Genomic DNA, 20,057 nt, shown 5'->3' with positions numbered 1-20,057 from the left:
TAAATTTAGAGACGTGCTATAATGGTTCCGTGTGAAAGGACGTGATCCGATGGAAGATAATGAGATGAATAACCACCACTGGGATGAACTGCATTCGTCCATTGCCAATGATGAAATGGAAGCATTTCGTGAGAAGTTCCTGGATATGCATCCATATGATCAGGCACTATTTTTCGAAGAGCAGCAAACCACTATCCGCCAGCGTGTCTACACCTATCTGTCGCCGGAAGAAATGGCGGATATGATGGAGCATATTGAGCTGGAAGACATTAAGCCATTCATGACCGAAATGGATCCGCGTTATGCGGCGATGGTCATTGGAGATATGGCAACAGATGATGCGGTTGACATTTTGAATGAGCTGGAAAAAGATGTCGTCGTCAGTTTTTTGACTATGATGGAAAAGAAAGATGCAGATGAAATTAAACAGCTTCTGCACTATGAGGAAAAAACGGCCGGCAGTATCATGACCACAGAATTTGTGGCCGTTTATCAGACGAAAACGGTTAAAGATACGATGCAATATTTAAAAGCCGAGGCACCGGAAGCAGAAACGATTTATTATTTATATGTCATCGATGAAGATAAGCATCTGGTCGGTGTTGTTTCACTAAGGGATTTAATTGTTGCGGACGGAGATATTCGCATTGCTGATTTAATGAATGAAAATGTATTCTCCGTATCCGTCGGCAAAGATCAGGAAGAAGTAGCCCAAATGATGCGTGATTATGACTTTCTGGCCTTGCCGGTTGTTGATTTTCAGCATCATTTGCTTGGTATTATTACATTTGATGACATATTGGACGTTATGGATGAGGAAGCAAGTGATGACTACTCCAAATTGGCCGGGGTAGCTGACACAGATCGCCCGCAAGATGGCTCTTTTGCTGCCGCCAAAAAACGGCTGCCTTGGCTGGTAATCCTGTCTTTTCTGGGTCTTTTGACGGCGAGCCTGATAAGCAGATTTGAAAAAACGCTCGATGAGGTCGCTGTGCTCGCTATTTTCATCCCGCTAATAGCCGGAATGGGTGGGAATACTGGGACACAGGCGCTCGCCGTTGCTGTGCGCGGACTGGCCACTGGCAATTTCAACAAGGAAGGTAAATTAAAACTCATTCTCCGTGAGGGTGTAACCGGCTTGATTACTGGAACCATCTGCGGCATCGTTATAACAGCTGTCGTCTACTTATGGCAGGGGGATTTTTTCCTCGGATTATTGGTCGGTTTATCCATTATGACGACACTGATTGTCGCTACATTGGCTGGGGCGCTGGTTCCCGTTTTCATGGATCGGCTCAACATTGACCCCGCTGTTGCATCAGGCCCGTTCATCACGACCATTAATGATATCATTTCTATTTTGATTTATTTCGGGCTGGCCACGGCGTTCATGCAATTTCTCGTATAGCATGACCCGAGTACATTCTGGGCTGATACACACATCGGGATGGGTGGTCATATAATGGGTTGACGAATGGAAAACAAAGGAGTGTATGAATATGGGAGAGAAGAACAATGCAAAAAGCCCATTGCTTTACATTCATCAGCCAACGGTCCGGACGCCGGAAGCACCGATGCAGAGCCGTTATATGACACCAAAGAAAAAGAAAAAAAAGCAAAAAAGCAAGGAAGATGGAAATGCGGTGAAGCGCCCGGTCGGCCGTGATTATTTTGTTGAAAAGAGTGCAGATAATCAACAGGATGCTGCAAGCGAGGCAGAGCCTGTGGAAACAGATGAGAAAGCAGTTGAGGATAAGAGTGAGGAAACAAACGGGGAACGAAAGCAATTTAAAGATATGACAATTCGTGAACGTATTGATTACTTTTTGAACACACCGGAACATGTTCCAGCCATGCGCTGTGTCATTTCAACAGACGAGCGCCGTTACCGCGGAATTATTGCAGATTTTCAGGACGAAACAGTCTACTTGCGAAGGGGAAAGCGAACAGCCCCAGCCAAAATCGCATTTGATTACATCCAGGATATTCGGATGATCGGGTTTTAACATTGTAAATCATCCATAGCTAAAGGTGCTTCGGTTTTTTCCGGAGCACCTTTATTATAACTGTAAACTTTGTTGTGAAGCAGCAATCCTCGCAGAAGGAGGGGATTTTCATCCATTGATTTGGTGAAAAGTCTCCCATTTTTTTCTTTGAATTAATCATCATTTGAAAAAAGGGGCACCTTTTCAGTGGCCTCGACTTTTGGCTTGAGAAGCCATCTCTCGGACTTTTCGTCCCGCTTTTAGGTGGCATTTGGTCTTGAGAAGCTTTCTCTCGGACTTTTCAGACCGCATTTGGGTGGCTTTTGGTCTTGAGAAGCCATCTCTCGGACATTTCGGCCCGCTTTTGGGTGGCTTTTGGTCTTGAGAAGCCATCTCTCGGACATTTCGGCGGCGGTTTTCCGTCACGGAGGCTGAAGCCGTGCCCGTGGTAAAGAAGACACCGCGAAAAAACGTGAGGTTGAGCAGGTGTCGCACTTGTACCCGGAGTGGTGAAAGCGAGTATTTTTCCGCAGCGTTGGACTAGCGCTCATCTTATATAGGATGAGAGGAGGTCATGTTAGAGTTGCGTCGCAGTTTATGAAAATTTATTAAGTAATGACGAAATATGTAACAGTCTTTCAGAAAGCAGTCTAATGTAAAAAGTATAAATGATCGACGACCTTATAAAAAAACGTCGGCACTCGCCATAAGGCAAGGCGAGTGCCGAGTCTTTCTAATGTGTTTATGCTTGATTAAAAGGCATTCACTGCTGGAAGGCAAGTTACATGGCAGAAGCAATTCAAATCAACTGTCATGCAGATTCCGGTTGCGCACAGTGGATTGGTATCCTGATCAACCGGATTCTCCGGATTGTCGTCCGTGTCGCCCGGATCGCGCAGCAGCTCCACAACTGCACAGCAATCATCATCTACTCGTTTGACCCGGAAGTAGAAGCTCGCGACCATGTCACCAATGTCATCAGGATTTGCACCGAATCCTTTAAATGGTGCACAGCTGTCTTTGCAGTACAGGATGACAGGTACGGTATCCAGACCGTTCCCCTGATCCGTTTCACCTAACAAATCGCTGATGGACTGTTCACAGCTAGTTGCACAGCAATTTTCAACGACGTCGTTCTGTGCCTCCACTATTTCCCTCAGGATATCACAAACGCAATTGCCGGTTTCAAAGTTTTTTCCACAACCCATGAATTATTACCCCTTTCTCTAAGGTTTATGACGTGATGTCCCTAATAGGGTATGTGCTGATGGGGATAAGGTGTGGGCACGCGTCTTTGTTCATAAATTTTATTTCATATTTTTTTGTCAGCACTCCTTTTGCATTGCTTAGGGACATATGTTTAAACGGAATAAACAAATAAGCATAAACTATACTTACTTGAAAGAAGCCGATTGATTGGGGGGTGGGTATATGCATGATCACTTGGTGAGGCTGCTGGATACGATGGAGCGTCAGTTAGCGGAGAATGAGGACTGGTTTCGGCAGCCGGAAGAAGATATGCGGGCTTTTGAAGGGGAAATGCAGGTTTGGAACGAGGAATTTCAGCAATGGATTATGAATATGGAAGAAATGATGGAGAATTTTCAGCATAAAATGGAGTAATGGTGGTTGATTTGGGGTATAGAAGAAGGAAAGGTTTGTGAAAAGGAGGCTGTCGAAAGAGAAGCAGGACCCTTTTTACATCGAGAAGCCATACAAAACAATACCGCCTGTAAAATACCGGGATGCTGGCCAATGTACAGATCGAGGTGCCCATGTTCTAGCAGCGGGTGCAGCAGCTTGTTTGCCGGAAGCAGAAACCATTTATGCAGACATTACGGGAAAAGGCCAGCATGATAATCGGATCGTTTGAACTCCTTGGGAAGGCCCTGTCCGTTTGCCGGCACCTCCCCAAAGGTCCAGAAAAAAGAAAAGCTTTCGCTGCATATCGTAATAATCCCGGAATGCTAGGTACCCTTGCCAACCGTATAGTAAGGCATCACGAATAATTTTTGCTGTTCCCCTTGCCATTCCGCATAAAAAATCTCTTCAACAGCATAAACATTTTGCTGCTTCAATTCATTGATGAGCCATTGTTCCGTCAGTTTTGCCTCCTTAAGGTTGTCCCAAACTATCTCCCCATCGCTTATAACAGTTGTCGCCAGTTTCACAGGGGAAGGTGGGATATTAATGTCAGACTTTGTTGGTGTCTGATAATCTGATTTTTTCAGAACAGATATCGTTCCGTCTGTTTCAAAAACGGCATATTCTACTTCCTCCAGAGAGAATACATCCTTCGACCGCAGTAAATGCTGCAGCTGGTTAAGATCCAGACGGTTCTTTTTTAGTGCGTCATACATGAGGTATCCTCTATGAATGATGATGGAGGGCTGTCCCTCAAGAGCGGCACGACTACCTTTATACTTTTGGGAAATCATTTCGGTGATGTATAACAATAATCCCCACAAGACCATGATAAAAGCCATTTCGGTAATGCCAGCTTTTTTTTCAAACAACGCATTACCAACGAGCTCCCCCAGAATGATGGCAGAGATGAAGTCGAATGGTGTCAGTGTATTAAGCTGTGATTTGCCAAGAAACTTCACGAGTACAAATAGCGCAAAAAATCCAAATATGGTATCAATGAACATAAAGAAATATTCACCCAATGGATTCTCCTCCTTTACATTCTCCGTTTAGCATAACCACTGAGGGAAAAGTGATACAGAGCTGGGAGAAAAGGAGAAAAATACCTTCTGACGTCGTAAAAAAAGATATCCCTTCGCTTAAGAGGGATATCTTTAATCAGACCAATCTTTTGGTCATCGTCACATGCGGAATGCCCGCATCCATAAATTCATCTGATACGACTTCATAGCCAAGCCGTTCATAAAAATCAATGGCGTGTGTCTGGGCATTTAATTTTGCCTGTTGATAACCTTTTTGTTTTATGATGCTTTCCATTGCCTGAATCATTTGGGAACCGCGGGATTTCCCACGCTGGTTTTGAAGGACGCAAATGCGTTCCAGCTTCCCGCAGCTGTCAATAAAGCGCACACGGGACGCGGCAATCGGTTCGGCATTTTCATAGCCGATCAAATGGAGAGCCTCTGGTTCGTATTCATCGATTTCCACTTCCGGCGGTACGTGCTGTTCCTCGACAAATACGATGGTGCGGACGCTGTAAGCATCGTCTTTCTCTTTGGGTGTGGTGGCTTGTCTTATTTTCATACATATTCCTTCCCAAATACAAAGGTTTCATAAACAGTCCAAATGCCGTTTTCCAGCTGGTAAACCAGATTGAAGCGGTCAATGGTGTCGTCAAGCTGGATATCTTTCATGCTGATGCTGCCATAAACATCGGAATACTCGTCATCGGACAGATTTTGTGCAATCGTAATATGTGGAACGAAGGAATAAGTCCGGTTATCCGGAAAATTTCCTGTATGCATTTTGTTGGACAAATCATACATTTCCTGTGTCGGTTCCACCTTTAAATAAATGGTGTTCGTAACCGGTGCGAATGTGCTCACCTTGTTAACATTGATGGTGAATGGCTCCGTTTCATTGGCGATATGTTTCAGATCAGTTATCAGATTTTCAATTTTTTCATCATCTGCTTCAAACTCTTCTTTCAGCGTCAGATGCGGCGGAATAAGTGCATAATGCGGGTCATAACGTTTCCTATAGGAGTTGATTTCATCTTGGATGGGCTTGGACGGGAAAGCTACAATACCATATTTCATTTTAAAACCTCCTTGTGTCATTTTTTGAATACTATAAGTAGTATAGCTACCATTATAACAAAAGATAGTTTCATGAAGAAAGTGAAACGGTTAGGACTTTTTAGAATTTAGTTAAAAAGGCTCAAGAAAGCACGCCCTAAATCTTTTTGCCAATACTTCCATGTATGGTTTCCGTTTTCCAGTTCGTGGTAAGTATACGGAAGCCCTTTTTCCCGGATGTGTTTGTGCAGCTCGCGGCTTGGACCAAGAAAATCAGCTTGTCCGCCATCGGTTGTATCGACCACTGTTTCCTCAGTTCCAATGGTATGGTAAATGGAAACCGGGTGCTGAAGATTAGCTCTTTTTACAGTCTCGAGAACCACTGAGTCAACCAGTGGTGACTGCATGATCACATTGCCGAATGTATTCGGATATTTTAGCGCCGTCATTAAAGCGAGCGATCCGGCCAGTGAGTCACCAACCAGTGCACGGGATTGTCCCATATAAAGAGTTGCCAGCCGTTCGTCCAAAAAAGGAACTGCTTCCTGCACGAGAAATTTCATGTAAGCTTGCTGCCGGCTGCCTTGTGGATGGTATTTGTCCCGACGGTCGTACTTGTCCTGATAATGAATCCCGACTAGAATCGTGTTCGTCATATCACCGTTTGCATGCATCCGGTCACTCAGCGTTGCCGCCCGGCCGAGCTGGTAATAGTCGTCGCCATCTTGCATGATGCAAAGATGATACTTGTAAAGGTCTGAATAAGTTTCCGGCAAGTAAATTTTTAGTGTCATGGTTTCATTCAGGTAACGGCTGTTCAATTGTTCGACCAGCATGGTGCCTTTTCGTCCGATGCTAACCACCTCATTTTCCGTAGTTTCTAATTTCACCATTGAAAAAATGATAAACATATGTACTATTGTATCATTTTTTATGTTGATTTTGGATTGTGTCGTTTTTGGAAAATAATTTATAGGATATTTTCTGTGCTGTCATCAAGGCTAAGGTGTGGGGTCTCCCCCACACTTTCTAAAAAAGGGTGCTGATAATATGGGAAAACGTCCAGGTATGATGAAATCGCTCATGGCAATAGGCGCAGCGGGCGCAGCCGCATACGGTATTCGAAAAGGTGTTCAGAATGGCACGTTTCAGCGTATGCCCCAGGCTGTTTCCAATATGATGAATAACGGTGGCGGGCAGATGCAAAATGCTGTCAAGCAGATGCAGCCGGCTGGTACAAACCAGCTTGCAAACCAGATGCAGAACATGGCTGGCACGCAAAACAAACAGGAACAAATGGGCTACCGAAGAAACTCACAGTAACGAAAATAAGATGGCTCCCATTTCGGGTGGGGCCATCTTATTTATATTAATGAAGTAAAAAGTAAATACTAGGAAGAAACCAGGCGTGTAGGTGAATTATAAATGTTGCTATTTATTGGAAAAGTAATTGTCCTGTATTTCGTGACGATTGGCGTTATCAGAATGATGGGCAAGACGGCTTTTGCTCAATTGACGGCACATGATCTGGCAGGGATCTTTTTCGTTATTTCATTGGCCGCTGGTCCGGTCGTCAAAAAAAGTTTCACGTATACGATAGTTGGGCTATTGGTTGTAGGTTTGGTCCACATTGGCTTTTCTAAACTGATGCTTGTCAATTGGCTGAATAGAATTTTCATTGGCAAACCAACGATTATTATCAAGCATGGAAAACTGATCAAGGCAAATTTGCAATGGTCAGCATTCTCATTGCCGGAAATGTTATCAGAAGTTCGGGAAAAAGGTTATCCTGACATTACCAAAATTGATTATGCGCTTATTGAACCAAATGGCGGAATTAGTGTTGTTCCGAAACAAGAGGCTGCCCCTGTCACCCCTGAACAACTGGATGCGGAACTGGATTATCAGGGAGTTCCGCTGGCAGTAGTCATCGAAGGGCGCATCCAGCATGAAAATCTTGCCCATATTAATCTTGACGAACCAACGCTGCGCAAAAAACTGACAAAAGAAGGGTACCCTGACTTGCAGGACATTTTTTATGCTGCGGTCCGGGATGATGACCATTCGCTTACAGTCGACACGGGGAAAGGGAGTCTTTTTTAAATTGCCCCGAAACGGCCTGTAAGCTTTTTTCTTTCTTCCTAACAAAAAAGTATAGAAAACATATTGACATAGGACGCTGAATTTTGTATAGTAATACTTGTCGATAATGAAACAAAACAATACACGATTCCGTAGCTCAGCTGGGAGAGCGCATGCTTGACAGGCATGAGGTCGTTGGTTCGAGCCCAATCGGAATCATACCAAAAAGGACTGCCCTCGAGATATAACTCGGGGCAGTCCTTTTTAATGGCATGGGGACAGGCTTACTGTCCCAGATTAGGTGTCCGGTGTATCGGTGGTGCTGGATTTTTGGGACGAGGAACCTGTCCCCGTGTCCCTGTCTTCTGACATGAGATCTCCGGCTGATTGTTTGAATTCCCGGAGTGTTTGGCCCGATGCTTTGCCGATTTCCGGCAGTTTTTTTGGTCCGAAAATGATTAGTGCAAGAATGACAATCAGAATCAGACCCGGAATGCCGATATTAGCTATACCCATATGGGTCACCTCTTTACTGGTTAACTTGCCTGTTAAGAACGGCATTTATGCGTGTTTTTTGGCACGTTTCCTTTCAACAAGCCCTCCGCCGTTCTTCAGGTACTCTTCCATGCCTTCTGCTGCGCGGTAGGCGAAAGCACCGATTGTTTCCGTTGGGTTGTAATTGCTGAAATGTGGGAAAGATGACGAGCCGACGACGAATAAATTCTCCATATCCCACATTTGCGAATACGTGTTAACGGCGGATATGTCCGGATCGTCTCCCATGATCACACCGCCACCATTATGGGAGTTTGTAAAGGAACTATTGAACTCCACGTCATCCGACAATTCATCGGACTCGACAATGTCAGCACCCATTTTTTCCATGATTTCGGTACACGTTTTGATGGAATACTGCCCCAATTTGCGATCCTGGTCGGTATACTGGTATGTTACACGAATGAGTGGGTTGCCCTGAAAATCTGTGTAATTTGGGTCAAGGTCCAGGTAATTTTGCTTCTTCGGCAATGCTGCTGCCTGAGCATCCACGAATAAATTCCGATTCGTGTAATATAGTGATTTTTCCTTGAATTCTTTCCCCCAGGTAGGGGTGCCTTCTGGGACACGATTGTACTCGATTGGTCGGTTGCCCATTACCCGGATATGTGGTTCAAACCCGTGCAGGAAGTCCAAGTCACTGTGATCCATGTTATCACCGCTAAAGTCGGAAAGTGTGGAAGCCAGTGCACCAGCTCCCGCAAAGTTGTTGAACTTTTTGTTATCAAAAAATCCGACGGCACCGAGGTAGGTTACATTGTTGAAGTGCCCGGTGAAATTTTTGCCGATGACGCCTTTGCCTGTTTTTGGATCATATGGCTCGCCAACGTCGGAAAGCAGCAGCAAGCGGGTATTTGTAAAAACAAACCCGGCTAGTACGACAATGTCCGCCGGCTGCTCATATTCCTGTCCTGTCTTGGTATCGACATAGCGCACACCGGTTGCCTTACTTCCATTATGAAGGACACGAGTTACATAGGACTGATTCCGGAGTTCATAATTGCCTGTTTTTCGGGCAGTCGCAAGCACCGTGATGATCGGGTCCGATTTAGCGCCGAAGTCACACCCGTACGTTTCACAAAAGGCACAGTACATGCACGCATTAATCGTTTCTCCATCCGGATTGGTGTACTGCTCGGTAACGTTGGCCGATGGAATTTGGTATGGATGATAGCCAAGTTCCTTTGCCGCTTTTTTAAACAGTTTGGTGGACGGGCTATCCTTCATGGGTGGATTCGGGTACGGGTTGGAGCGTTCAGGCCCCAGCGGATCTTCCTCCCCGGAGATGCCGGCCATTTTCTCATATTTGTCGTAGTACTTTTCCATTTCGTCATAGGTGACGCCCCAGTCCTGAATAGTCATGTCTTCTGGAATTTTGTCCTTACCGTAGCGTTCTACCGTTTTGGAATAGATTTCAAAATCGTATGGCAGCCACCGGAAATTGTGCCCATTCCAATGCACACCGGCGCCCCCCGTATTGGTTCCAAGATACGCATTTTCGTTGGACCGGATAGGCAGCGCGGTTTTATCCGGGCTGTTTCTCGAAGTAATGGTTTCCTTTGTCAGATCCTGCATCATCTCATACCTTAAAGAGTAACGCAGTTCGTCCTTGGTGCCTATGTAGTCTTCGTGTTTTTTGTCCTGCCCGCGTTCCAGACCGACAACTTTATAATCTTTCTTGGCCAGTTCCGCGGCTACAATACCGCCGGCCCAGCCTGAACCGACAACAACTGCATCAACCTTGTCCTTTTTTATTGCCATGGTAGTGCCTCCTTTGATTTAGCCGCCCTGATAGTCATTCAGGCTGATTGGATCCATTTTAACGAATTCCTCTTTTTCAATGACGTTCGCATAAGATGCCTGTGCGCCCGGGAATTCTTTCATTTTCCATCCTTCCATGTTTTTATTCCCACCGTACAGCGGGTCGGAATAAGCGCCTTCCAGCGTTGCCTGGCGGAGCAGGACGAAAAAGTTTTCGGCGGCGACACCGCTCAGTTTCACGTCACCCTTTTCAAATTCCTGTAAAATAGCAATCTGCTTATCTTCATCAAGCTTGTCAAACGTCTTGTTGTGACGGTTCCGGCTCATGCTGTTCATTTTGCGCAGCCCTGTAAGGAAAATTTCGCCTCTTGTCAGACGTGACTGATGGCGCTGCAAGTCGGTATCCGGCTGCCGCTTCAGAAAAGGCGGATTCGTTGGGTGTTCATCCGTATCTTTTCCTTCCATACTTTCGACCTGGTTGAACTGGATGAAAGGACCTTGTCTGTAATCTTTTCCATTCACACCCCAGCTTCCGGCCAATTGCTTGTCAATAAAGTAGGGAACACCAAGCCCAATGGCACCGGGACCATTATCGTCTTCAGGAAAAATCCGTTCCGTGGCGGCCTGGAGTACGTTAAAATCATCACGGCTGAAAAACATCCGCGCATCCTGCAGATCGGAACTTGTCTCTTTCTTATCCGTCTGTGTCTCTGGTTCTTGCTGGAATTGCGTCGTCAGCAGCCCGCCAAGCAGGGAACCCCCAACAACACCACCGGCAACCATTCCCGTATTCTTAATAAACCGGCGCCGGCTCACCCCGTCCTCATCAAGCTTCTTCTCATCATCTGAACGATTATCCGTCATCACAAAACCCTCCTTCACCACCATAAAATTCCCCAAATTTCCAGAAATATACGGGACATGGGGACGAGCTTACTGTTCCACTTTTTTCACCCTATTGGTGCTGGGAGAGAACGGGCGCGGAGCTGGGACAACGAGCCTGTCCCCGCATCCCTATAGGAAAAATTACACTTGCTGTTAGAGGTGGATTTATGGTATTATATATGTCTATCTTTTTTTAAAAAGGAGGTTTAAACCATGGCGACAAAAGCAAAAACAACACAGTATAAGAACCAAAAATTTGCTGTTCGTGAGTACACACGCTGTGAGCATTGTGGAAGGCCTCATTCGGTTTATCGCAAATTTAAGCTTTGCCGAATCTGTTTAAGAGACTTTGCCTATAAAGGCCAGGTCCCGGGTCTGAAAAAAGCAAGCTGGTAAATTGTCATAATTGCATTTCATAAAATTCATCATAAATTTTTAAGGAAGTTGTTATATGAAGTATAAGGCCGATGCCAAAGGAAAAATCCTTGGCTGAGAAGCTGTAACCTGACTAGGAAGGTTTACGGCTTTTTTGTGCGGTTGCACTTACGCTGTGATGGGGTTTTTTAATGCCCTGGTAAGGTCAACACGGGCGCGATGCATTTATTTTGGCCACTTTTGGACACGCTAATAACGGGTGATAAACGATGAAAGCAAGTGAATTAGAAACAAAACGGTTTGACAAGGCGCTAGATGAAATACTTGATTTGTACAATAATCTTGAGGAAGATGAGCCAATCATTCAGTTTGAAGCAGATGTTCTAGAAAATATTGAACGTGCAAAAATAAAATACGGCAGTAACATGGTCAATGAAAAAATCAATACCGTGGTACACGAGATGCTTTCCTGGCTTGACCTGGACGATGTCAGCACCAAAGAAAGCACGGAGGAAGATGCAGAGACAAGTGAGGGGGAAGAGGGTGATGCGGATTGATCACCTTCCCCAAAAACCATCATGGCTGGCAAAGTCTCCCGCCTATAGTTCCCGCCTGTTATAAACCGCTTGAAATAATCACGAATTTTCCACCAATTCCCCCTAATTTTGAACAAACCTTTCAAATCCCCAGCATTTCAGAGTAATTCTTCCCATATACATGCATTAGTACCGAGAGGGAAGTTTTACCCATCATAAGCCTATCAATCAATAATTATCGAGTTTTCCCAATAATACCATCTTTGGTACCATTATCTTTAAATCAATTTAAGAGGGGGACATTTTAGTGACCAAAACACAGGTAAAAACATGGGGTGTCATGCTGCTTTTACTTGGGCTCATCAGTATGCTGGCAGCCTGTGGAGGAGGAGAAGAAACCGGGGCAGATGCGGAAGGAGACGGGGAATTAAAAGATACGTACACTGTCGCCAGTGACACATCGTTTGTACCATTTGAGTTCAAAGAAGACGGTGAATATGTCGGGTTTGATATCGACTTGATCAATGCGGTCGCTGATGAGGCGGGTTTTGAGATTGAGTTGGAAACGACGAACTTTGATGGGATCATCCCTGGACTGCAGACCGGGTCCTTCGATATGGCTGTAGCAGGAATTGGCATTACCGAAGAACGGAAAAAGAAAATTGACTACAGTGATCCGTATTTTGAATCAGGACTCGCGATTGGCGTGCCAAAAAACAATGATTCTATCAAAGGCATTGAAGATCTTGAAGGCAAGACGGTTGCAACCCGGCTTGGTTCAACAAGTGCCGCGTATATGAAAGAAAATATTGACAATGTCGATCCGAATCAATATGAACAGCTCGACCAGGCTTATCTGGCCGTTGAAAATGGCAGTGCCGACGCCATTCTGTATGATGCTCCGAATGTGAACTATTACATCAATACGACCGGTGACAAGCTGAAAGTTGTAGGTGATTTGTACAAAGCGGAGGATTACGCCATTGCTATCTCTCAAGGGCAGGAGGAGCTGGTTAAGGCTGTTAACAACGCGTTGGACACTATAAAAGAAAATGGAACATACGACGAGATTTATGAAAAGTGGTTCGGCAAAAAGCCGGAGTAATGAAAGGACACGCGTATCCACAAAACTAAGATTAACTAAGGCTTATTGCCATTCGTGTTCATCCCGCTTTAACGGGAACTAACAGTCAGCGGGGGTGTAAGCCTTAGTTTTTTATTTGCGAGGTGAAAGGATGATTGGAAGATTTGACTGGGCAGGGATCATCGACTTTCTGCCACAATTATTTACCGGTTTATACTATACGCTGCTGATATCCATTGTGGGACTCATTATCGGTTTCATTCTGGGCGGCATTTTTGGGCTTGGCCGAATAGCTAAATCCAAAATCATCAATGTCATTTCAACCGTATACATTGAAATTGTCCGAGGTACACCAGTGCTTGTACAAGCTATTTGGATCTATTATGCACTTCCGCTCATCATCGGGTTTGAAATTGAATCGGTTACCGCCGGTATTATCGTTATAGCACTGAACTCAGGAGCCTATATTGCAGAAATTGTGCGTGGGGCCGTTCAGTCGATTGATTCCGGGCAAATGGAAGCAGGCCGTTCGCTTGGACTGAATCGTAACCAAACCATGCGTCATATCATCTGGCCTCAGGCATTCAAACGGATGATACCGCCGCTTGGTAATCAGTTCATTATTAGTATTAAGGATACATCATTGCTGTCTGTCATTCTCGTCCCAGAGCTGATTTTTCAGGGACGCCTGATAGCCGCGAACCATTTTAATGCTGTCGAAATCTACACAACTGTTGCCGTATTCTATTTAGCTATTACACTGACATTATCTTTCGTATTGCAAGTCATGGAAAGGAGGCTGGATATCTGATGATTACGGTAAAAAATCTGCACAAGCAATTCGGTGATACAGAAGTTTTGAAAGGGATCGACTGCGAGATTCAGCCATCTGAAGTCGTCTGTGTCATTGGACCGAGCGGATCGGGAAAAAGTACATTCCTCCGCTGCCTGAACATGCTGGAACCTGTCACAAAAGGCGAAGTGATTGTAGATGGTTTACAACTTAACGACCCGAAAACGGACATCAACATGGTCCGTGCAGAAGTTGGCATGGTGTTTCAGCAATTTAATCTGTTTCCACATAAAAAAGTGATTGAAAACCTCATGCTTGCCCCCCAAAAAGTACGAAAAATCTCTGATAAAGAAGCCAGGGAGCGCTGCGTCAAGTTGCTGGGGAAAGTCGGGCTTGCTGATAAAGCTGACCAATATCCCCAGCAATTGTCAGGTGGGCAGCAGCAGCGTGTGGCGATTGCCCGTGCACTTGCCATGGAACCGAAAATGATGCTGTTTGATGAACCAACCTCCGCACTGGATCCTGAATTGGTTGGTGAAGTGCTGGAAGTCATGAAACAGCTGGCGAATGAAGGGATGACCATGTTTGTTGTGACCCATGAAATGGGATTTGCCCGTGAAGTAGGGGACAGGGTCCTGTTTATGGACGAAGGGGTCATTGTGGAGGAAGGAAAACCGGATCAGTTGTTTTCCAATCCGCAATCAGAGCGGACAGCAGCATTCTTAAATAAAATACTCTAACCTGCAAAACTTTTTTCAAAAATCTGGACTGCATTGGCTTGTTCCTGCGCGAATGCGGTCGTGGCGCACGTTTGAGCGGTGAAATCTCAATGGAAGAAAAAAGCGAATTTCTATTAAATGGGATTATATCCACTTATTTGGGAGCTATTTTAATCTGAGCCAGAATTTATAAACGAGAACAGAATTAACCATGATTAACCATACTAAATGGCATTTAAAACATTTTGACGAGTGACACTATTCTTTTTATCCTGAGTAGGAATGATTTTTCAAAAACTCAGGAGGTGGAATCATCTTAAACAGCGGTAATGGTGTCATGACTAAAACGAAAGCAAGCGAACAAGATGTCAGTTTTCGTAAGCCGACGAAAGATGATGGAGCAGAAGTTTGGGAGCTGATAAAGGAGACTGGCGTTCTCGATTTGAACTCATCCTACAGCTATCTTATGTGGTGCGAAATATTTTCGGAGACATCTGTCGTGGTGGAAAGGGAAGAAGCAATTGTTGGATTCATCTCAGGATTTATCCATCCTGATCAGCCTGATACGCTTTTTATCTGGCAGGTGGCTGTCAGTGAATCAGAACGCGGCAATGGGCTGGCAACGAGAATGCTGTACCATTTGCTGAAGCGTGAAGGCTGTGAAGATGTCGATTCTGTGGAAGCAACGGTTTCTCCGTCAAATACGGCATCACAAAATCTGTTTATCGGACTTGCGAAGAAAATGCTGACAAAGTGTGTTATTCATGACTATTTTACATCAGGTGACTTTCCCCGAGAAGGTCATGAAGATGAGCTATTGTTTAAGATTGGACCAATTCAAAAAGAAAAAATCTTAGTGGAAGGGTGACATTTTGACGACAACAGTACTAAATGATCACGAAAAAATGAAAACCTTTGAAGAACTGGAATCAGCCGTAAGAAGTTATAGCCGGGGCTGGCCGGCCGTATTCGAAAGGGCTAAAGGATATAAGATCTGGGATACCGAGGGAAATGAATATATTGATTTCTTTGCAGGTGCCGGTGCCCTGAACTACGGCCACAATGATGAAACCATGCAGGAAAAAATGATTGAATATATCCGGCATGATGGCATCATACACAGTCTTGATATGGGGACAACGACACGGGGAGCGTTTCTTGAAAGCTTCAGGGATGTCATCCTTACGCCGCGCAATCTTGATTATAAAGTGATGTTTCCTGGACCAACCGGAACGAATTCGGTGGAAAGTGCCTTGAAAATCGCCCGGAAAGTGACCGGGCGTGATACCGTCATCAGTTTTACCAACGCATTTCATGGTATGACCATTGGCTCCCTTTCTGTGACAGGGAATTCCTTTAAACGGCACGGTGCAGGTGTTCCGCTTCATCATTCGGTTTCCATGCCATTTGATGATTATATGGAGGGGCACGATACTATTGCTTATCTGGAAAGGTTTCTCGAGGACAGCGGAAGCGGTGTAGCACTGCCGGCGGCTATCATTCTGGAAACAGTTCAGGGTGAGGGCGGCATCAATGCGGCAGGAATGGATTGGTTGAAAAAAGTAGCTAATCTCTGCAAGCGCTGGGATATTCTGCTAATCGTCGATGACGTCCAGGCAGGCTGCGGCAGAACTGGTACATTCTTCAGCTTTGAACCAGCAGAAATTGAACCGGATATTGTCTGCCTTTCCAAATCCATCGGTGGTATTGGTTTACCAATGGCCATTACATTGATCAAACCGGAATATGACCAATGGGGGCCTGGCGAGCATAACGGGACATTCCGCGGAAATAACCTCGCTTTCCTTGCAGCACAAGAGGCATTGACCCATTGGGAAACCGATGAATTCAGTGAAGAAATCCAGGAAAAGGGCAAGTTCCTGCGCGATACAATTAATCGCCTGATAAAAACATACCCAGGCCTTGATGCTCAAGCCCGCGGCAGAGGTCTGATGCAAGGGATAGCAATGGGCAAACCCGAACTGGCTGATGAGATTTGCGCGGAGGCGTTCCAACGAGGGCTGATTGTGGAAACATCCGGTCCAAAAGATGAGGTTGTCAAATTTCTCCCACCGCTAAATATAGATAAAGAAGGACTCGAGAAGGGGCTTAATATACTGGAAGACAGCATAAAAACCGTTCTTGGCCAATAGATTGGTAATAAAACGCGAGAGCAGAGGTGTTGGAAAATGATTGTAAAATCACTTGAAGATCTAGTCGGAACAGAAGACGAAACTTCCGGGGAAACCTGGTCGAGCCGGCGATTCATCCTTAAAAAAGACGGCGTTGGCTTCAGCATGAATGACACGATTATTAAGGCAGGAACGGAAAATTATTTCTGGTATAAAAACCATATTGAAGCAGTTTATTGCATTGAAGGCGAAGGCACGATCGAAAAAGTCGAAACCGGCGATGTGTATGACATTAAACCGGGCACGATGTATCTTTTGGATGAACATGATAAACATGTCCTTCGTGCAAAATCGCAAATGCGTATGGTATGTGTTTTCAATCCGCCCCTTGTCGGAACCGAAACACATAATGAAGAAGGCTATTACCCGCTGTTGACAGAATAGAAGCAGCGCCCCCCGAATGATGACTTAGTCGTCATTCGGGTTTTTTGTGAGTTAAACAGCGGCAATGTCAAACTGCCCTGGCTCCATACCCGCGGCCAGTCCGATTTGCTTGCCGCAAGCGAATATGTCAAGATGAAATTAGAAATGCGTGTTCAAAAAGGAGGACTTGTTGAACAACCTCCAGAAATAAACTCCAGATAGGGGGACGAGAAAATGAAAGGCGTTATTGTAAAAGAACCAGGCGGACCGGACCAGTTGAAAATGACCGAACTGCCCAAACCGGAAGCAGGAAAGGACGATTTGCTGATCAAGGTGAACATGGCCGCCGTTAATCGTACAGATATCGTCAGCCGCGAAGGAAAGGCAGGCTATGCATCCAATCCCATTCTGGGGGTCGAGGTAGCTGGCACAGTTGTTGAAGCAAACGGCGCTCATTCTTTTCAAGTAGGTGATCGTGTGATGGGGCTTGTGAATGGAGGCGGTTATGCCGAATACGCCGTCATGCCCGCAAGCCGTGCGATGAAAATCCCTGAATCCCTGTCATTTTCGGAAGGAGCAGCCATCCCGGAAGTGTTCCTGACTGCCTATCAGACATTATTTTGGATTGGCAACCTAAAGGAAGACGATACTGTCCTGATTCATGCCGGTGCCAGTGGTGTAGGAACTGCTGCTATCCAGCTGGCCAAACAAACAACCGGAGCAAAAGTAATTGCTACCGCGGGAACAGAACGAAAGCTTCGATTTTGCGCTGAGCTTGGAGCTGACGTTACCATTAATTATAAAGAACAGCCGTTTGACAAAGCGGTACTGGAAGCAACGGACAACCAAGGAGCTGATCTGATTCTTGATTTCATCGGTGCTTCTTATTGGGACAAGAACCTTACAAGCATCAATACGGATGGCCGCTGGGTCCTGATTGGTATATTGGGTGGGAGCGAACTGGAATCCATTGACTTAATGACAATCATGTCCAAGCGCATCCAGCTGACAGGAACCCTGCTCACACCAAGGAGCGACGCTTATAAGGCTGAATTGAGCAAGGAATTTATCGAAAAAGTGACACCTTATTTCGAACAGGGCAGCGTACGCCCGGTACTGGACAGTACATTTCCGGCTGAACAAGCGGATGAAGCCCATATCCACATGGAAGAAAACCGGAACATCGGAAAAATTATTTTGAACATGGATTCAGATGACAGTTAAATCGGAAGAAAAAAATCGTGCCACCTTAAAATTTGGGGTGGCGCAGTTTTTTATTTGAATCACGAACAAACGTTTGACATCCTGTTCGGTTGTGGTATAATGCAAACAAACGTTCCGCTGGAGGGCTGGCTGTCATGGATAAATTGCTTTTTAAGGCATTGCAGACAAGAAAGAAACTTGAAATGATTTACCTTAAGGCCGATAATAGAACAAGCTACCGTGTTATTCGTGTGCTTGGCATTCATGAAGATCGGGTGAGGGCATACTGTTTCACACGGCAGGAGGTAAGAACGTTCAAAAAAGACAACATATTATCAATCGGACCAGTCCGGACAGGAAGAATGGGGGCATAAGGAATGCTTGCAAATAACCAGACAGCAGTAAATTGGACCAAGGAAATGCAGCAGGAACACGTTGAAAAACTAAAAGAAACTTTGTATGAATACGAGGAAAGAACAAAGTCATCGCAAAAATAATGGATGTGTGCCTGGACTGGCTGCCCAAATGGCTCTTCCAGGCCGATACATAGAAACACTTACGGTAAGACAGACTATCCGTGTGGAGGTGTTTCTAATGGGCAAAAGAAGAAAAAATGATACTGGCATTAGTGATGAACAAGCAGTTAGAAAAGACTTGTCCAGAGAATTTGATCATGAATTTGCAAACGAACCACTAACTGAAAACGAACGGCAAAACAATAAAAAAACGAAAAAACGGCAATAACAGCCATAAAGGGCTGGGACATAACGAAAATCTTCAGCATGAAAGCCGAATGATGACTGGAGTATTTTCCTATGATGTTGGGGTGAGTTTTAACCACCGCTGCAGAAAAATACTTCGCTTTCCGGGGGCGGCTGATGAGCCTCCTCGTGCTGGCGCACTGCGGGGTCTCATCTAGGCCTCTGCTCCCCCAGGAGTCTCCGTATTTTTCCTTCGCTAGTTTAGGTGGTGGAGTGGAAACCCATTATTTTAAAAAAGAAAAACCCGATATAGTTTGATCATCTACGGGAAAAATGTTGAATCATCGTTCGGATATTTCGTTGCTTAAATACTTTTGTCCCAGCCTCCTGAAAATATCATAAGGGTGATCACTTGATGAATGTCCGAATGGAAATAACGTATCAGACACCCAAAGGGACGGAAACAGCTTTTACCTCTGACGAAATGCGTGCTCCAAAAGCGTTATTAATAGCCGAGGATTTGCAAAAAACAGGCCGGGTCAGCGATATCCAATTTGTGGACAATCATGATAACAGCTGGAACATGAAAGAATTGTCCAGACAAATGGAGGAAATCCAGACAGAGCCACATAATATCACCGTCTACTTTGACGGCGGGTATGATCTGAAAACACGGACTTCCGGGTTGGGGTGTGCTATTTATTATGAACAGAATGAAAAAGCCTACCGTCTCCGGAAAAATGCACGTGTGGAGGAACTTGAATCCAATAATGAGGCCGAGTACGCTGCCTGTCATCTGGCATTGCAAGAGCTGGAGTATTTAGATGTCCATCATTTGCCGGTTACCATTACAGGTGATTCCCTCGTCGTCATCATGCAGTTGAAAGGGGAATGGCCATGCTATGAGCCTCAATTATCAAGGTGGGCTGATCGGATTGATAACCTGATTAGCCGTATGGGTATCGACCCGGAATTCAATCTCGTGTCCCGGAAAAAGAATAAAGAAGCAGATCACCTGGCTTCCCAGGCGCTGCAAGACATTGAGATTACAAGCACAACGGAACAATCCAACTAAAAGCCGGGGATACGGATATGAAT

Annotated in this window: 26 protein-coding genes and 1 tRNA gene; 19 read left to right on the top strand and 8 right to left on the bottom strand. The window is 45.2% G+C overall.

All coding sequences use genetic code 11. From position 1 onward, the window contains the following. Positions 1–49 precede the first annotated feature (49 nt). Both mgtE and ACFSUO_RS02265 read left to right on the top strand, forming a co-directional pair. Positions 50–1,408, top strand: coding sequence for a magnesium transporter (gene mgtE, locus ACFSUO_RS02270; RefSeq protein ID WP_382390646.1), 1,359 nt, complete (start codon positions 50–52; stop codon positions 1,406–1,408). Between the two features lie 91 nt (positions 1,409–1,499). Beyond that, entirely contained in the window at positions 1,500–2,006 is a 507-nt protein-coding gene (locus ACFSUO_RS02265) for a CotO family spore coat protein (RefSeq protein ID WP_382390644.1), read from the top strand. Between the two features lie 731 nt (positions 2,007–2,737). Here ACFSUO_RS02265 and ACFSUO_RS02260 read toward each other — a convergent pair. Then, complete coding sequence (locus ACFSUO_RS02260) at positions 2,738–3,193, bottom strand: CotY/CotZ family spore coat protein (RefSeq protein WP_382390642.1); 456 nt, start codon at positions 3,191–3,193, stop codon at positions 2,738–2,740. A gap of 223 nt (positions 3,194–3,416) precedes the next feature. On the opposite strand from ACFSUO_RS02260, the gene ACFSUO_RS02255 reads away from it, so the two are divergent. Together ACFSUO_RS02255 and ACFSUO_RS02250 are read left to right on the top strand one after the other, a co-directional pair. Then, entirely contained in the window at positions 3,417–3,608 is a 192-nt protein-coding gene (locus ACFSUO_RS02255) for a hypothetical protein (protein WP_382390640.1), read from the top strand. Positions 3,609–3,645: 37 nt separating this feature from the next. Next, positions 3,646–3,858 carry a hypothetical protein gene (locus tag ACFSUO_RS02250; protein ID WP_382390638.1) on the top strand — a complete coding sequence of 71 codons (213 nt, stop codon included), beginning with the start codon at positions 3,646–3,648 and terminating at the stop codon, positions 3,856–3,858. A 94-nt stretch (positions 3,859–3,952) separates the two neighbouring features. Here ACFSUO_RS02250 and ACFSUO_RS02245 read toward each other — a convergent pair whose 3' ends face one another. From ACFSUO_RS02245 to ACFSUO_RS02230, 4 genes are all read right to left on the bottom strand, one after another. After that, positions 3,953–4,654 (bottom strand): YetF domain-containing protein, encoded by a 702-nt coding sequence (locus ACFSUO_RS02245; RefSeq protein ID WP_382390636.1) that lies wholly within the window; start codon positions 4,652–4,654, stop codon positions 3,953–3,955. 136 nt (positions 4,655–4,790) lie between these two features. Then, positions 4,791–5,216, bottom strand: coding sequence for a GNAT family N-acetyltransferase (locus ACFSUO_RS02240; protein ID WP_382390634.1), 426 nt, complete (start codon positions 5,214–5,216; stop codon positions 4,791–4,793). Beyond that, on the bottom strand, positions 5,213–5,731 hold the full coding sequence (locus ACFSUO_RS02235) for a YjcG family protein (RefSeq protein ID WP_382390632.1): 519 nt from the start codon (positions 5,729–5,731) through the stop codon (positions 5,213–5,215). Before ACFSUO_RS02235 ends, ACFSUO_RS02240 begins: the two co-directional genes overlap by 4 nt. Positions 5,732–5,838: 107 nt before the next feature. Beyond that, a complete protein-coding gene (locus ACFSUO_RS02230; RefSeq protein ID WP_382390748.1) occupies positions 5,839–6,564 on the bottom strand; it encodes an alpha/beta hydrolase in 726 nt (241 codons plus the stop codon). Positions 6,565–6,760: 196 nt separating this feature from the next. Between ACFSUO_RS02230 and ACFSUO_RS02225 the strand changes: the two genes are divergently transcribed. The 3 genes from ACFSUO_RS02225 to ACFSUO_RS02215 all read left to right on the top strand — a co-directional run bounded on the left by ACFSUO_RS02225 (position 6,761) and on the right by ACFSUO_RS02215 (position 8,011). Further along, entirely contained in the window at positions 6,761–7,033 is a 273-nt protein-coding gene (locus ACFSUO_RS02225) for a hypothetical protein (RefSeq protein WP_382390630.1), read from the top strand. Positions 7,034–7,135: 102 nt separating this feature from the next. Continuing rightward, on the top strand, positions 7,136–7,813 hold the full coding sequence (locus tag ACFSUO_RS02220; protein ID WP_382390628.1) for a DUF421 domain-containing protein: 678 nt from the start codon (positions 7,136–7,138) through the stop codon (positions 7,811–7,813). 125 nt (positions 7,814–7,938) lie between these two features. Continuing rightward, positions 7,939–8,011, top strand: a tRNA-Val gene (locus ACFSUO_RS02215). A 78-nt stretch (positions 8,012–8,089) separates the two neighbouring features. Here ACFSUO_RS02215 and tatA read toward each other — a convergent pair. Genes tatA through ACFSUO_RS02200 form a run of 3 tightly spaced genes read right to left on the bottom strand, consistent with a single transcriptional unit; the run spans position 8,090 to position 10,972 of the window. Then, entirely contained in the window at positions 8,090–8,308 is a 219-nt protein-coding gene (gene tatA / locus ACFSUO_RS02210) for a twin-arginine translocase TatA/TatE family subunit (protein WP_382390626.1), read from the bottom strand. Between the two features lie 45 nt (positions 8,309–8,353). Next, positions 8,354–10,108 (bottom strand): GMC family oxidoreductase, encoded by a 1,755-nt coding sequence (locus tag ACFSUO_RS02205; protein ID WP_382390624.1) that lies wholly within the window; start codon positions 10,106–10,108, stop codon positions 8,354–8,356. 18 nt (positions 10,109–10,126) lie between these two features. Beyond that, on the bottom strand, positions 10,127–10,972 hold the full coding sequence (locus ACFSUO_RS02200; RefSeq protein WP_382390622.1) for a gluconate 2-dehydrogenase subunit 3 family protein: 846 nt from the start codon (positions 10,970–10,972) through the stop codon (positions 10,127–10,129). Between the two features lie 234 nt (positions 10,973–11,206). Here ACFSUO_RS02200 and ACFSUO_RS02195 point away from each other — a divergent pair, with 234 nt between their 5' ends. The 12 genes from ACFSUO_RS02195 to ACFSUO_RS02140 all read left to right on the top strand — a co-directional run bounded on the left by ACFSUO_RS02195 (position 11,207) and on the right by ACFSUO_RS02140 (position 20,034). After that, complete coding sequence (locus ACFSUO_RS02195; protein ID WP_382390620.1) at positions 11,207–11,389, top strand: type Z 30S ribosomal protein S14; 183 nt, start codon at positions 11,207–11,209, stop codon at positions 11,387–11,389. A gap of 248 nt (positions 11,390–11,637) precedes the next feature. Then, positions 11,638–11,925: a hypothetical protein gene (locus ACFSUO_RS02190; protein WP_382390618.1), complete on the top strand. Its 288-nt coding sequence runs from the start codon at positions 11,638–11,640 to the stop codon at positions 11,923–11,925. 319 nt (positions 11,926–12,244) lie between these two features. Further along, positions 12,245–13,009, top strand: a complete 765-nt coding sequence (locus ACFSUO_RS02185) for a transporter substrate-binding domain-containing protein (protein WP_382390746.1) — start codon at positions 12,245–12,247, stop codon at positions 13,007–13,009. Positions 13,010–13,139: 130 nt separating this feature from the next. After that, positions 13,140–13,799, top strand: coding sequence for an amino acid ABC transporter permease (locus ACFSUO_RS02180; RefSeq protein ID WP_382390616.1), 660 nt, complete (start codon positions 13,140–13,142; stop codon positions 13,797–13,799). Continuing rightward, positions 13,799–14,521, top strand: coding sequence for an amino acid ABC transporter ATP-binding protein (locus tag ACFSUO_RS02175; protein WP_382390614.1), 723 nt, complete (start codon positions 13,799–13,801; stop codon positions 14,519–14,521). Before ACFSUO_RS02180 ends, ACFSUO_RS02175 begins: the two co-directional genes overlap by 1 nt. A 316-nt stretch (positions 14,522–14,837) precedes the next feature. Beyond that, positions 14,838–15,368, top strand: a complete 531-nt coding sequence (ectA, locus tag ACFSUO_RS02170) for a diaminobutyrate acetyltransferase (RefSeq protein ID WP_382390612.1) — start codon at positions 14,838–14,840, stop codon at positions 15,366–15,368. A gap of 4 nt (positions 15,369–15,372) precedes the next feature. Further along, a complete protein-coding gene (ectB, locus tag ACFSUO_RS02165) occupies positions 15,373–16,653 on the top strand; it encodes a diaminobutyrate--2-oxoglutarate transaminase (protein ID WP_382390610.1) in 1,281 nt (426 codons plus the stop codon). Positions 16,654–16,689: 36 nt separating this feature from the next. Further along, positions 16,690–17,076 carry an ectoine synthase gene (locus ACFSUO_RS02160; protein WP_382390608.1) on the top strand — a complete coding sequence of 129 codons (387 nt, stop codon included), beginning with the start codon at positions 16,690–16,692 and terminating at the stop codon, positions 17,074–17,076. A gap of 213 nt (positions 17,077–17,289) precedes the next feature. Continuing rightward, positions 17,290–18,279: an NAD(P)H-quinone oxidoreductase gene (locus ACFSUO_RS02155; RefSeq protein ID WP_382390606.1), complete on the top strand. Its 990-nt coding sequence runs from the start codon at positions 17,290–17,292 to the stop codon at positions 18,277–18,279. Between the two features lie 134 nt (positions 18,280–18,413). Then, positions 18,414–18,632, top strand: coding sequence for a WYL domain-containing protein (locus ACFSUO_RS02150; RefSeq protein WP_382390604.1), 219 nt, complete (start codon positions 18,414–18,416; stop codon positions 18,630–18,632). A gap of 220 nt (positions 18,633–18,852) precedes the next feature. Then, on the top strand, positions 18,853–19,002 hold the full coding sequence (gene sspO, locus ACFSUO_RS02145) for a small acid-soluble spore protein O (RefSeq protein ID WP_382390602.1): 150 nt from the start codon (positions 18,853–18,855) through the stop codon (positions 19,000–19,002). Positions 19,003–19,374: 372 nt separating this feature from the next. Next, positions 19,375–20,034 carry a ribonuclease H family protein gene (locus ACFSUO_RS02140; protein ID WP_382390600.1) on the top strand — a complete coding sequence of 220 codons (660 nt, stop codon included), beginning with the start codon at positions 19,375–19,377 and terminating at the stop codon, positions 20,032–20,034. Positions 20,035–20,057 lie beyond the last annotated feature (23 nt).

It is taken from the genome of Lentibacillus juripiscarius (assembly GCF_042685205.1).
Classification (GTDB): Bacteria; Bacillota; Bacilli; order Bacillales; family Amphibacillaceae; genus Lentibacillus; species Lentibacillus juripiscarius.
The sequence above is the reverse complement of the archived record's forward strand: the minus strand, read 5'-3'. Positions and strand labels throughout refer to the sequence as shown.

Bases quoted from the DNA above. Each gene is read 5' to 3' on its own strand.
- sspO (WP_382390602.1), top strand. From the start codon at position 18,853: ATGGGCAAAAGAAGAAAAAATGATACTGGCATTAGTGATGAACAAGCA.
- ACFSUO_RS02260 (WP_382390642.1), bottom strand. From the start codon at position 3,193: ATGGGTTGTGGAAAAAACTTTGAAACCGGCAATTGCGTTTGTGATATC.
- ACFSUO_RS02190 (WP_382390618.1), top strand. From the start codon at position 11,638: ATGAAAGCAAGTGAATTAGAAACAAAACGGTTTGACAAGGCGCTAGAT.
- ACFSUO_RS02155 (WP_382390606.1), top strand. From the start codon at position 17,290: ATGAAAGGCGTTATTGTAAAAGAACCAGGCGGACCGGACCAGTTGAAA.
- ACFSUO_RS02195 (WP_382390620.1), top strand. From the start codon at position 11,207: ATGGCGACAAAAGCAAAAACAACACAGTATAAGAACCAAAAATTTGCT.
- ACFSUO_RS02140 (WP_382390600.1), top strand. From the start codon at position 19,375: ATGAATGTCCGAATGGAAATAACGTATCAGACACCCAAAGGGACGGAA.
- ACFSUO_RS02240 (WP_382390634.1), bottom strand. From the start codon at position 5,216: ATGAAAATAAGACAAGCCACCACACCCAAAGAGAAAGACGATGCTTAC.
- ACFSUO_RS02185 (WP_382390746.1), top strand. From the start codon at position 12,245: ATGCTGCTTTTACTTGGGCTCATCAGTATGCTGGCAGCCTGTGGAGGA.
- ACFSUO_RS02220 (WP_382390628.1), top strand. From the start codon at position 7,136: ATGTTGCTATTTATTGGAAAAGTAATTGTCCTGTATTTCGTGACGATT.
- ACFSUO_RS02265 (WP_382390644.1), top strand. From the start codon at position 1,500: ATGGGAGAGAAGAACAATGCAAAAAGCCCATTGCTTTACATTCATCAG.
- ACFSUO_RS02235 (WP_382390632.1), bottom strand. From the start codon at position 5,731: ATGAAATATGGTATTGTAGCTTTCCCGTCCAAGCCCATCCAAGATGAA.
- ACFSUO_RS02205 (WP_382390624.1), bottom strand. From the start codon at position 10,108: ATGGCAATAAAAAAGGACAAGGTTGATGCAGTTGTTGTCGGTTCAGGC.
- mgtE (WP_382390646.1), top strand. From the start codon at position 50: ATGGAAGATAATGAGATGAATAACCACCACTGGGATGAACTGCATTCG.
- ectA (WP_382390612.1), top strand. From the start codon at position 14,838: ATGACTAAAACGAAAGCAAGCGAACAAGATGTCAGTTTTCGTAAGCCG.
- ACFSUO_RS02225 (WP_382390630.1), top strand. From the start codon at position 6,761: ATGGGAAAACGTCCAGGTATGATGAAATCGCTCATGGCAATAGGCGCA.
- ACFSUO_RS02175 (WP_382390614.1), top strand. From the start codon at position 13,799: ATGATTACGGTAAAAAATCTGCACAAGCAATTCGGTGATACAGAAGTT.
- ACFSUO_RS02255 (WP_382390640.1), top strand. From the start codon at position 3,417: ATGCATGATCACTTGGTGAGGCTGCTGGATACGATGGAGCGTCAGTTA.
- ACFSUO_RS02160 (WP_382390608.1), top strand. From the start codon at position 16,690: ATGATTGTAAAATCACTTGAAGATCTAGTCGGAACAGAAGACGAAACT.
- ACFSUO_RS02180 (WP_382390616.1), top strand. From the start codon at position 13,140: ATGATTGGAAGATTTGACTGGGCAGGGATCATCGACTTTCTGCCACAA.
- ACFSUO_RS02200 (WP_382390622.1), bottom strand. From the start codon at position 10,972: ATGACGGATAATCGTTCAGATGATGAGAAGAAGCTTGATGAGGACGGG.
- tatA (WP_382390626.1), bottom strand. From the start codon at position 8,308: ATGGGTATAGCTAATATCGGCATTCCGGGTCTGATTCTGATTGTCATT.
- ACFSUO_RS02150 (WP_382390604.1), top strand. From the start codon at position 18,414: ATGGATAAATTGCTTTTTAAGGCATTGCAGACAAGAAAGAAACTTGAA.